This is a genomic window from Enterococcus sp. 3G6_DIV0642 (assembly GCF_002140635.1).
GTDB lineage: Bacteria > Bacillota > Bacilli > Lactobacillales > Enterococcaceae > Enterococcus_D > Enterococcus_D casseliflavus.
The window spans coordinates 499,426-512,051 of record NZ_NGLH01000001.1 but is presented as its reverse complement, the minus strand read 5'-3'; the positions used below and the strand labels follow the sequence as shown (position 1 = coordinate 512,051).

General features: G+C 40.4%; 10 protein-coding genes. 1 reads left to right on the top strand and 9 read right to left on the bottom strand.

The features are described from left to right. Positions 1-4 precede the first annotated feature (4 nt). The 6 genes from A5878_RS02510 to A5878_RS02485 form a co-directional block, all read right to left on the bottom strand. A complete protein-coding gene (locus tag A5878_RS02510) occupies positions 5-898 on the bottom strand; it encodes a carbohydrate ABC transporter permease (RefSeq protein ID WP_016609627.1) in 894 nt (297 codons plus the stop codon). A gap of 12 nt (positions 899-910) precedes the next feature. Further along, a complete protein-coding gene (locus A5878_RS02505; protein WP_016609626.1) occupies positions 911-1,834 on the bottom strand; it encodes a sugar ABC transporter permease in 924 nt (307 codons plus the stop codon). 102 nt (positions 1,835-1,936) lie between these two features. Further along, a complete protein-coding gene (locus A5878_RS02500; protein WP_016609625.1) occupies positions 1,937-3,523 on the bottom strand; it encodes an extracellular solute-binding protein in 1,587 nt (528 codons plus the stop codon). Positions 3,524-3,644: 121 nt separating this feature from the next. Beyond that, on the bottom strand, positions 3,645-5,195 hold the full coding sequence (locus A5878_RS02495) for a response regulator (protein WP_086294501.1): 1,551 nt from the start codon (positions 5,193-5,195) through the stop codon (positions 3,645-3,647). Continuing rightward, positions 5,170-6,813 carry a sensor histidine kinase gene (locus A5878_RS02490; protein WP_086294500.1) on the bottom strand — a complete coding sequence of 548 codons (1,644 nt, stop codon included), beginning with the start codon at positions 6,811-6,813 and terminating at the stop codon, positions 5,170-5,172. The genes A5878_RS02495 and A5878_RS02490 overlap by 26 nt, the downstream gene beginning before the upstream one ends. Before the next feature lie 40 nt (positions 6,814-6,853). Next, complete coding sequence (locus A5878_RS02485) at positions 6,854-7,753, bottom strand: AraC family transcriptional regulator (RefSeq protein WP_086294499.1); 900 nt, start codon at positions 7,751-7,753, stop codon at positions 6,854-6,856. Between the two features lie 120 nt (positions 7,754-7,873). On the opposite strand from A5878_RS02485, the gene A5878_RS02480 reads away from it, so the two are divergent. Then, positions 7,874-9,139, top strand: a complete 1,266-nt coding sequence (locus A5878_RS02480) for a glycoside hydrolase family 27 protein (protein ID WP_005227309.1) — start codon at positions 7,874-7,876, stop codon at positions 9,137-9,139. Between the two features lie 123 nt (positions 9,140-9,262). Here the strand turns inward: A5878_RS02480 and A5878_RS02475 are convergent, their stop codons facing one another. The 3 genes from A5878_RS02475 to A5878_RS02465 form a co-directional block, all read right to left on the bottom strand. Next, positions 9,263-11,263, bottom strand: coding sequence for a TIM-barrel domain-containing protein (locus tag A5878_RS02475; RefSeq protein WP_086294498.1), 2,001 nt, complete (start codon positions 11,261-11,263; stop codon positions 9,263-9,265). Positions 11,264-11,296: 33 nt separating this feature from the next. Then, positions 11,297-12,223 carry an AraC family transcriptional regulator gene (locus A5878_RS02470; protein ID WP_086294497.1) on the bottom strand — a complete coding sequence of 309 codons (927 nt, stop codon included), beginning with the start codon at positions 12,221-12,223 and terminating at the stop codon, positions 11,297-11,299. A 136-nt stretch (positions 12,224-12,359) separates the two neighbouring features. Further along, a complete protein-coding gene (locus A5878_RS02465) occupies positions 12,360-12,626 on the bottom strand; it encodes a DUF6171 family protein (RefSeq protein WP_005227303.1) in 267 nt (88 codons plus the stop codon).

Below are 12,626 nucleotides of genomic sequence, written 5' to 3'. Positions count from 1 at the left end.
GTACTCACCCTTTCATTGCACCAATCATGACTCCTTTATCAAAGTATTTCTGTAGGAAAGGATAGATCACCAAAATCGGTAAGGTCGAAACAATGATGGCGCCATATTTGATCTGATCTGCATACTGTTGTCCGTAGCCATCACCCAAAGCGCCCGCACCACCTGCAGATGCTTGATTTGATAGTAAAATATCTCGCAGAACGATCTGTAAAGGTTGTTTTTCGTAGTCGCGAATAAATACGAGTCCTGTAAAGAAATCGTTCCAATGTTGGACCAAATAGTAAAGACCCACCACAGAAATGACTGCTTTGGATAGCGGTAGCGCCACAGTAACAAAAAATTTTGCATAGGAGCAACCATCTAGAGCGGCTGCTTCATAGAGACTATCCGGAATGCTTGTCTCAAAAAAGCTTCTTGCAATGATCAAATTATAGACATTGACTGCCGAGGGAATAATAAAGACCCACATACTATCGATCAACCCCACATCTCGATAAAGTAAATACGTAGGGATCAAGCCACCATTGAAAAACATCGTAAAGGTAAAGAGAAACATCAAAAGTTTTCGAGGTTTAAATTCCTTTCTTGATAAGGCAAAAGCTGCGGGCAAAGTAAAAATTAAATTGACCGCCGTTCCTCCTAACGTATAAATCAAGGTATTGCGATAGCCCGTCCAGATCCTAGCATCTTGTAAAATTTTTTCAAAACCAAAAAAGCTGATATTCCTAGGAAAGAGCGTGACTAATCCTTTAGAAACCATGTTGGAATCACTAATTGAAGCGATGACGACAAAAAAGAGCGGATAGACGACAATCAAAAAGATACTCAAGCAAAGTATAATGATCGCTAGGTTAAAAAGAAGATCTGATTTAGGTTTGTTTGTTAGTGATAGATTCATATAGCCACCCCTTTACCATAAACTACGGTTCGTGTATTTTTTCGAAAGACCATTTGCTAAAACTAAAAAGAGAAAATTAATGATGTTATTGAATAGCCCGATCGCTGTTGAATAACTAAATTGACTGTTTAAGATCCCAATTTTATACACATACGTAGAAATGACTTCTGAGACGCTCAAATTCAAACTATTTTGCATCAGGAAAATCTTCTCAAAGCCAGCATTTAAAACCCCACCCATATTCATAATCAACAAAATAACCATCGTTGGCACTAATGCTGGTATATCAACATGGAGGATTTTTTGAAAACGATTGGCGCCATCGATATCTGCTGATTCATAGAGTTGCGTATCGATACTCGAAAGTGCCGCTAAGTAAATAATGCTGTTCCAGCCACAGTGCTGCCAAACCTCAGAAATGACATAGACAGGCACGAACGTACTGTCGCTCCCCATTAAGTTGACAGAAGAATCCAAGTTCAAGAGGTTGACTAAAACACCTGTTTCTGGTGAAAGAAAGACTTGCAATATCCCTACCATCACGACCGTAGAAATGAAGTGAGGTAAATAAACCGCAGTTTGCATGACTTTTTTTCTTTTAGGGTTTCTGATTTGATTGATGATCAATGCCAATAAAATGGGGGCAATGAACCCAAAAATCAGCGTTGTCACACTGATCCGCAACGTATTGACTATCACGGTTTGGAACATCGGGCTTTCGAAAAATTGTTGGAAATACTTGAAACCGACAAATTCGCCACCAGTGAGTCCCTTCGTAAAATCGAATTCCCGAAATGCTAGTTGGATACCATACATTGGTATGTAATTAAAAACCAAAATGATCGCTAATGCCGGTAAAACCATCAACCATAGCTGCCATTGTCGACTGAAATGAGAAAGTAACCGATTATTTTTTTTCACGAGAACTGTGTCCATGATCTTCACTCCTTTGATAGATTTAGGTAAATGGCTGGTCTTTGTTATTCAAGCATGAACTTGCGATTGCTTTACTCAACTCTGACCAGCCTCACCACTCACTTAATTCCCGTAATATTGATCAAATCCTTTTTGAACGATCTCGATATTTTGATCTAAGCCGCTATTTTGCAAGGTTGTGACATATTGCTCCCACTCATCTTCAATGCCGCCTTTTGTCACCCATTTAGCAAATTTTGTCATTGCTTCATTGAGGATCGTTGTATTGTTGTTTGCTAGTGTTGTGGCATCCTCATTACTAAATTTCAAGAGATTGAATGGTACTACTTGTTCTTCAGGAACGATTTTATCCACGTAAGGATGCAACACTTCATCTTGGACCTCATTCGCTTTCATATCTGCGCCAAGTTCGACATCAAGAGCGTCTGAAATATACATTGGACTATTGTCCGCCCAAGTTGTTGTCCACTTCCATGTCCCTGGATCGACATTTTCATCTGCAGGTGGCAAGACGCGGTAAGTGTCCCCGTCTTTTTCGATGTTAGTGCCCAATGACCCAAACAATGCTTGGATTCCGATTTCTGGATCGTATAGCGCATTGACGAATTTTAAGGCTCCGTCCATATTTTTGGTTTGAGAGGAAACAACGGCAAAGTTTACCCCATAATTAAGCGAGGTTTCATAGCTCCATGTCGGTTCTACTCCAGCTTTTTGAATCAATGGTGCCATTGATGTATATTGATCTGCTAACTGATTACCAAATCGGTCTGAAGCTTCCCAGCCCCAAGTAAAACCGACTTTTGCCGTCTCGCCTTCTCCTCTACCAGTGGACTGATAGGCACTATAATCTTGAGAAAAAGCCTTAGGATTAATCAAGCCAGCTTCCCAGCACTTGTTCAAAAATTCCACTGTTTCTTTGTAACGCTCATCAACAAAGAAGTTGCCTACCTGTCCATTTTCAGCAAAGTAGCCGGTATTTCCTCCTTCAGAAACAACGATACCCGTACTTGCTAAAAGCTGCATTGGTTGGAAATAGCCAAAACCGCCAGTTCCAACTGGACTCCAATCCATTGGAATTTCATCGCTAGCATCCCCATCTCCATTCGCATCGTTTTCTTTGAATGCGACCAACACCTCGAATAGTTCATCCCATGTTTCAGGTACGTCTAACCCAAGATTGTCCAGCCACGTTTGATTGATATATTGACGAGAAGCAGATTTAGGCCAAAAACGCTGGTATTTTGGTAAGCCATAGATCTCTCCATTCAGTTGAGTAGCAAGTGCTTTTGTTTCTGGTTTTTCTTCAAACATCTTTTGAACATTTGGCAGGGCATCTAAGTGATCAGATAAATCGGTGAACAAGCCAGGAAACTTCGCAAATTCCGCATCCGTCACAACATTTGGTCCCAGAATCAAATCGGGAATATCTCCAGAAGCCAACATTGGGGCTTTTTTCTGATCCCAATCAGCGGAAACTTCCTCCCACTTTATGGTCAGCTCAAGTTCTTCTTCTAGTTTGTTCAACCACTCAATATCTTTGTTCTTTTGCGTCAAGCCATGCTTTACCACTAACACATTTAACTGGTTGCTTGACGACTCTCCATCTCCCTCACTTGAAGATCCTCCCCCGCATCCAGAGAGCAATCCGATCAATGCTGCGGAACAAAACACCAAACCTAATTTTTTCATTTTCTCATCCCTTTCACTCTTGTTACACTAAGTATAACGCCGAAAATGAAAACGCTTTTATTAACAATTTTTACTTCTACTCTCTTTTTTTTACTCGCCAACCATTTTTACATGATCCGCTTCATTCATAGTCCATAATGTTGCGGTTAAACTGATATGGAGAGATTCCTACACGTTCTTTAAAAACACGGAAAAAATAATTATAGTTCGCAAATCCGCTTTGCTTTGCGACTTCATTGACACTACAAGACGAGGTACTCAACAATAATTTTGCATAATCGATCCGCAACTCAGACAAGTATTTTGAAAAAGACTGTCCCCATTGCTGCTTAAACACCCTACTTAAATAGGAATAATTTAAATCAATCGCTTCGGCGCAGGTCTGCAAGCTGATCGGTTCTTTGAAGTGTTGATGAAGATAAAGAATACATTTTTTTACCGGCTCGTCAACAGGCTTAAAGACTTCTTTTTGGAAATTTTTCACACTTAATGAAATGGCTTCAAAAAAATCTGCTTCGATTCTTAGTAACGTATCGAACTGTTGATAATAATTGATTTGAATCATCGTTTCCATCGGCTGTCTAAAGCTATTACTCATCGCTAAACTGCTTTGAAAATCAATTTGTGCAATTAGCTCTAAAGCCAGCGAACGTGCGACCCGTTTTTCTCTTATATACTCAAACAGTTTTTTACTATAATATTCGATGTTCTCTGGTTCGATGTATTTGGTATAAAAATAGATTTTTTTCAGATACAAAGCGATCTCATGCTGTTGAAAGACGTTTTTGCTGCATTCTTGGCTTGAAAAATGCAGCAACTCATTCGGACGTGAAAAAAAGAGTAAATCTGAGATTCGTTCATCGCTCTTAAATAGTTCTAATACCTCAGACAGTTGATTGCTTACTGGGGAGCGCAGGAGAAAAAGTTCAACATCTAGTAAGCGCTTGGCAGCATGGTAGCACTTGGTTTTGATCGTTTCCAAGTAATCATTGATCGCTTTATAGGATTTGATTTTTGCAAACGAGTAGAGCATAAAAAGCTTCCCATCATCAGTCACAAAAGAGAGCATTTCTATGGTTTCATTCTTTGTGTCTAAAATCAATTGCTCTAAAACAGCGCTCACTTTTCGTTTATACTTTTCTTTGTCCCAAACATTTTTGCTGATAGAGATAGGTATCATAACAAGTCCTACCATTTTTTCAGTTACAAAATGCGGATACTGTTGCATCAAGAAGCTTGTATTTCCATGAAAAAAGTCTCGTAGAGAGGGTGTCTCGTAAGCAGGCGCAGCCATTGGCTCGTCTGTAAAAAAATTTATTTTTTTCAGCGCTTCCGAAATCACTTCCTCGCTCAATTCATGTTTCAAAAGATAGTCAACGACCCCATATTTCATGCTACCACTCGCATAATTAAAGTCGGCATAGCCACTCATCACGATCACTTTAGTCGTGCGATCGATCAGTTCTAATTGTTCTAAAAAGGCTAAGCCATTCATAATTGGCATATTCATGTCTAAAAAAATGAGATCTACAGAATAAATCTCCAAATAATTTAACAACTCGTAAGGATTTGCCGTACTGAGTACAATTTCAAATTGAGGGAAATTTTGTAAAATAGTACTTATTTTGTTGCGTGAAATCAACTCATCATCTAAGAGGGCTATTTTCTTCATCGTCTTTTTCTCCAATCATAGGAAGCTCAATAATGACCCGGGTGTAAACCCCTAACTCTGTTTCATATGTGATCCCATAGTCTGGACCATAGTAGAGCTTGATTCGTTTATCGATATTATGGATACCAATTTTCGAATAGTGTTTTCCATTGCTTTTTTCTCGCTCGTTTATCTGTTTTATCGCTTCTTCTGTTAGTCCATTGCCATTATCTTCAACCATTAAACAAAGCTTATCTCCCTTTTTTTCTCCACTTATTTTTATTTGCCCTTTTTCGCTATTCGTTCCAACAAAATTGTGCAAAATGCTATTTTCAACAATGGGCTGCAAAATAAATCGAAGGATACGGCAAGATAAAATCGCTGGATCAAGCGCCCAATGAACATCAAAGCTATCAATATAGGCAACTTTTTGGATGGACACATAGCTTTTGACATGGGCTACTTCTTCAGACAAAGGAATCAAGTCTTGCCCCTTATACATCGTGGCATGCAACAATGATACAAGTGATTTCGAAAGATGGGCAATATTGTTAGCCTGTTGTAATTCAGCCATCCAGGTAATCGAGTTTAGCGTATTGGACAGAAAATGGGGGTTGATTTGAGCTTGTAGAAAGTCGATTTCAATTTCTTTTTTCTCTTTTTCTCTGGCTTTATTTTCTTCCATTAAAGTATTGATATTGGCAACCATCGAATTAAAGACTATACTCATTTGTTTTAATTCGTCATTTCCTTGAATCTCAACAGTGGTCGATAAGTCCTTATTCTTGACCCGCTCCATTGCTTGGTTTAATTGATCGATTCGTTTCGACAGTTTTAATATAATCAGCGTAGCCACAAAAATACTCATGCTGACGATCACGATACACAGGAAAATCATCAGTCGCAAATTCTGTGTCAACGGTCCCAAAAATGGTTTTTTGGGGAGATGGAGATGAAACCACGCTTCGACTTCTTCACTATAGAATGATTTCTCATACAAATTGGCTTGGTCTTCATCAATGGTGCCAACTTCAGCAAGCACCGTTTGCTTTTGATCTAACAAGGCGATCTGCGTCCCAGCTGGGAGGTTTTCTAATTGATCATTAAGAAACTCGCTTGTATGAAGAAATCCCACCAAGTGCCCTAGGACTACTTGCCCGACTTTGATTTCATTTTTGATATAAACAGTCGAATCATCAATTTCTCTTGCATAAGCGGCCTCATTGGTGTAACCAATCAACGTTTCTTCAACAACTGGATCAACTAACCCAAACGACATCAACCGATTTTCTTTGGAATAAATCGCCATTCCCAGCAAATAAGGTTGAAATTGATACAATGGTTCCACGATCTCCTTCAATTCCATGGTCAGCTTGATGCTCTCAAAGGTGTCTCTCGTAATCCGTGGTTGTTCACTGGCCTCTTTCAACGTGTCGTAGCCATCCATAATCAATTTATAATTGATATGATTAAGATCCGTACTGATCGTATGGATATTACGTAAAATAGAGACCTCGATCTCTTTCGCTTGGATCTCCATATTTTTATCAATGATCTTATTCGCGGTATTAGAAAAAAAGAGAATGATCAGTGACGAAGTAACGACATTCGCAATAATGATCGTTACCATAAGTTTCATTTTTATCTTCAATGGCTTCACACTTTCTAACTATCTGTCTTTACTTCATTCTTAAAAAAGCTGTATGTTCCCCTAATATATGTTGTCCTGCTTCTTCTTTGATTTGATGGGTGTAGATTTGACGATAAACTTTAGGACTCATGCCTTTTTTCTGTTTAAAGGTATTGGTAAAGTGCTGCCTACTGTTGAATCCTGCTTGAGCGGCAATTTCGACGATTGGCAGCTGACTATTGCTTAGTAAAAATGCTGCCTGCTTCAGACGCTCACTAGTGAGAAAATGGTTGACCGTCACTCCCAGTTGCTCATGAAAGAGTTTATGCAAGTAGGCTTTCGTAATCCCCACAGCCGCTGCGATTTGGGAGACTTGAATATCTTCATCAAAATGCTGTTGAATATAGTTGACCGCAGCGTTCACATAGCAATTGCCCCGTTTGGTTTCTTTCGTACGTAATGAAAAGGCTAATTCCATCAACATCCACTTAAACAAGAGCTCGATCGTAAATTGCCGTTCAGCAGACGGTTGCTCTTGAGTATCATCGATCATTAACAGCTGCAGCAATGACTTGATCGCTTGTCCAAATTGGCGGACATCGCGACTTTTCGCGTAAGGCTCATTCCATTGTACATTTCCTTTGATGTATGCAAAAACATCACGAACACAAAGGGCGGACGGTGTCTCACTCAGAAGAAATTCAATATTCAGTAAGGTGCAGGAATCTCCTTCAACGAGTAAGGCGTGTTCCACAAACGCATTTATGAAAACGAAATCATTTCTTTCCAGAACAATTACTTGATCTTGCACCTTTATCTTACACTTCCCTTTGGTCACAAACATGATCTCACACGCTGGGTGTTGATGTGGATCCATGGAAAAACGCTCAAGGGCAACACTATAGTATGCTGTAATCTTCGCATAGTTTGTTTCTTGTGGAAACACCATTGATCAACTCCTTTTTCATTCGTTGACGATTTCTTTCTTTTTTATTTCTAGTAGACAAAACTTTCCCTCTCTTTTTTATTGCTTACTATACTATAAGAAAAACGTACTAGGAGGAAATCAATGTCTTTTTTACATTTTGCACAAACACCCCCAATGGGATGGAATTCTTGGGACTGCTATGGCGCTTCTGTAACCGAAGCAGAAGTGATCGCCCATGCAGATTTTATGGCAGAGCATTTGAAAGCTTATGGTTGGGAGTACGTCGTCGTGGATATTCAATGGAGCGAACCAGAAGCAAAGTCTACAAGGTACAATGATTTTTATCCGTTGTGTATGGACGACTATTCTCGCTTGATTCCTGCTGAGAACCGTTTCCCTTCAGCAAAAGATGGCGCTGGTTTCAAAAAACTTGGTGACTATCTGCATCAAAAAGGGCTGAAGTTTGGTATCCATATCATGCGCGGCATTCCACGACAAGCAGTTCATCAAAATACGCCGATCAAAGGAACAGATAAACGGGCACGGGACATTGCTATGAATTCAATCTGCCCTTGGAATTCCGATATGTATGGGGTCGATGTTTCATTGCCTGAAGGACAGCTTTATTATGATTCTTTGCTCGAATTATATGCTTCTTGGGGTGTTGACTTTATAAAAGTGGATGATATCGGCGATTCGAAAATTTACGGTGATGCCCATAAAGCAGAAATCAAAGCGATTCGCCGTGCGATCGATCGATCGGGTCGAGAGATCGTCCTTTCTTTGTCTCCCGGACCAGCTGCCCTCAAAAATGGTAGTTTCTTTCAAAATCATGCCAATATGTGGCGCTTGACGGATGACTTTTGGGATCATTGGGACGCCCTTTACGCCATGTTTGACCGAGCAGCAGAGTGGGCACCTTTCGTCCGTCCAGGTAACTGGCCTGACTGTGATATGCTGCCGTTGGGTCATATCGGCATTCGGGCAGTTGATGGTGGCGGTGGTGATAGCTGGACACGTTTTACGGAAGACGAGCAATACTTATTGATGAGTTTATGGACGATCTTCCAATCTCCATTGATGTTCGGTGGTACTTTACCAGACATCGATCCCTTTACGTTACGTTTATTGACGAATACTGAAGTCTTAGAAATGTATCGAAGAATCCATACGAAAAAAGAGTTCTATCGTGATCAAGAGTGGATCATTTGGGAGGCGTTGAGCGACACAGCCGTCTACTATGCCATTTTCAATGTTTCTGATCAAACGCAAACCATCCCAAAATCGATCGCTGCTTTACTACCAATTAAAAGCGGCACTGAGTTATGGCAACAAAAAGAACAAACAATTGCCGATGCTGAGGTTCCTACTCATGGTGTCTTGTTACTCAAAAGCCCATTACAATAGTCCTCTCAATGAAAGCAACACAATGTGCCGAGCACATTGTGTTGCTTTTCTATTCATATGGTTCTTACCCTCTCAACAAGGTACCTACTAGTCTTACAAACAACTCACCGTAACCATTTCCAGTTACACTTCATGAATCAAGTAACTCTGTTTTCCCTCTCGTAAAAAGATTGGTAAGGAATCAATTTGTGCCTGTGCGACAATCCATTGTCCACCTTCATAGATAGTTCCATCTCGAGCATCGGTCCATTTTGCTCCTGTTGGCAAATATACCTCACGATCAGTAGCATGCGCTACAACGATGGGCGCTACTAGAATATCAGAACCATAGAGATACTGTGTTGTCAGTTCCCATGCCTGGTGATCCTCTGGAAATTCATAAAAAGTTGGGCGAATGACTGGCGTTCCTTTTTCATGAGCTGCGCGCATCAATTCACGCGAGTAGTCCCGCATCAATTCACGAATTCCAATAAATTTTTTCATAATCTCATAGTTCTTTTCCCCAAACGCCCATATTTCGTTAGCTGCTCCGGTTTGCTCTGTTTCTTCACCATCTGCCTTGAAGATTTTTTTATGGGGAGTACGTGAACCATGCAATCGCATGACTGGACAAAAAGTCCCATATTGAAACCAGCGGATCAATAAATCTTGAAAATCTAGACTTGTCACAGAACCACCATGAAATCCGCCGATGTCACTTGTCCACCACGGGATGCCTGCTAACCCCATTTGCATGCCAGCAACGATTTGGTTGCGAAAGTCTTGGTAAGTCGAATGAATATCGCCGGACCAAACCAATGCCCCATATCGTTGGCTGCCCGCCCAAGCACAACGAACCAATTTGATTGAATGTTCTTTTTGTGAGGAGGCTTCTCCCTCATCAAAACCACGAACATACTCACGGGGGTAAATATTGCCTTTTTGCAGCACACTCCCTACATAATAACGATAGGAATCATAGTCATACGTACCAAATTCTGGTTCAGCCTCATCCAACCAAAACAAGCGAATGCCGTTATTGACATAATTTTTTGATACTTTCTCCCAGACATAGTTTCGAGCTTTAGGATTTGTTGGATCATAAAAAATGTTATTCCCATGAAACAACATCTGTACATCAATGCCGCGATCCGTTTTGACTAATAAGCCTTTTTCTTTCATCTCTTGAAAATTCTCACTACGCGTGTCGATTTGGGGCCAGATCGATACCATTAGCTCGATTCCATATTTATCTCGTACTTCTTCTGCCATCGCCTTGGGATCTGGAAAGAAATTTTCATCAAAGCGAAAATCACCACAGCGCGGCCAATGATAATAATCGATCACTAGTACATCAACGGGAATGTTCCGCTCTTTGTGTTCCCTAGCGATCGCCACTACTTCCGCTTGTGTCGCATAGCGAAGTTTACATTGCCAAAATCCTAGACCATATTCGGGCATCATAGGTGCCCGTCCTGTCACTTGGCTAAATTGTTCTTCGATTTGAGCTGGTGTCTCTCCAGCAGTGATCCAGTAATCCAATTGCTTCGTACTTTCGGCACGCCATTCGGTCGTATTTTTACCAAAAGAGACCGAACCGATTGCTGGATTGTGCCAAAAAAAGCCGTATCCTTTGTTTGATAAATAAAAGGGGATCGAAGCTTGTGAATTTCGATGCGCTAATTCTAAATTACACCCTTTTAGATCAAAAATATCCTGTTGATATTGCCCCATACCATAGATTTTCTCCTCATGATTGGCTTCGAAAGTAGCTTTTAGTTGAAAATCTCCTCCAATAATCGACTTGAAAAACCGCGCCTTTTTCAAGAGCGCACCGCCAGATGCTGCTTCTTTCAAAATCACTTCGCCTTTTTGATTGTAAAAAGTGATCTTGCCATAGTTGTTCCAGCCTGACTCTTTGGTGACTATTGCGTGGATTTTTCCATTACCGATAGATCCTACATCCCCCTCAATCGCAACCTCGGCCTTAGAATCTTGTGTTAATAATGCACAGCAGGATAAATCTAGTTCACCAGACGGTGCACTCACCACCCGCAAACTGTTCGTGCCCCAAGCAATAATGCGCACGACTTCATTTCCATTTTGAAATTCGAGGTAATTCTCACCTATTGAAAAAAACGACATTTTTGAACCCTCCTTTTTTTCAGTATAGCTGGATTACAGAGGGCTATCCTTCGATTTTATGGCGTGTTCTATCGTAATCATGTCATTTTTCCGATATTGTGTAGGGGTCTCACCAAACATCTTTTTGAAGCACACAGAAAAATGATTACTATTACAAAAACCGACAGCTTGAGCGATCGCCACCATGGTCAAATCAGTCTCTCGCAACAATTCTGCCGATCGGATCAAGCGATAATGATTTAGATAAGCCATTGGGGAAGTTCGAAATGATTGTTTAAAAAATCGTGTAAATTGCTCTTTACTTAAGGAAACAGAATCGGCCAAATCTTGTAATTGGATCATTTCATGATAATTACTATGAATATAAGATAAAACCATTTTTTCCCGTTTTTCTTGGAGGCGCTCGCTTGATTTTTTTGCTGGCTGGTCGGTCCCAACTTCTAATAGATATGACAAGAGTTGGATAACAATCCCTTTCAGACGTAATTCACGATAGGACGATTTCCCCATAAAGCATTGATCAAATAGTTGAAACAAGGTGAGACTTTGTTGACTTTTATCTGGAAAATCCACATAAGAAGTAACACCTTCTTGTCTCAAAAAAGGATCGATTTGTTGGCTTTGAATTCTATCTGATTGTCGACTCGTGATTAATTGTTCAGAAAAAACGATACACGAAAAACGGCAGCTTTGTTGTACGATTCGATAGGCAGTGTGTAAAGTGTTGGGAGGAATCAGTACGATCGTATTTGCCTTAATCTTGCGTGAGACTCCATTAACGACTAATTCTAGCTGTCCTTGATGGACACATAAAATTTCGATTTCTTTATGCCAATGTGGCACAAAAAAGAATTCTCGCCAAACACTCACTAAATTAGGATAATATGCTAATGGGAAATCTTCTGTGCCATGGTTCGCAGCTTCATAATAAGCAAGCGCTGCAGGTTGATTTATTTTCATTGAATCACTCGCTCACTTTCCACTTTGTTAACAGTGTTTTTCGTTTTATCATAGCGTATCTACAACGATTATGTAAGCGTAATCAAAAAATAGTTTATCTGTTGATCCTTTTGACCAATTGAAACAAACAGGACAGCTACTTGACGAGCTGTCCTGTTTGTTCCCACATTCCTGCAGGACAGTTTTTCTTAGCTAAATTTGCGCGAAACCGATAAAAGCAGCCGCATTTGGTACAGGTATGATTCAATCGCAATGGACAAGTCTCACAAACAGCGATTCTCCTACTGACGATCTCCGGCGAAGCCAAGTCGCTTTCTAAAGAAAGTTGTTCTGCAATCAAGGATTCAATGTCTTCCTGTGCTGCTGCAGCAGCATCTTTCACTTCGCATCCTTTACAAGTCAT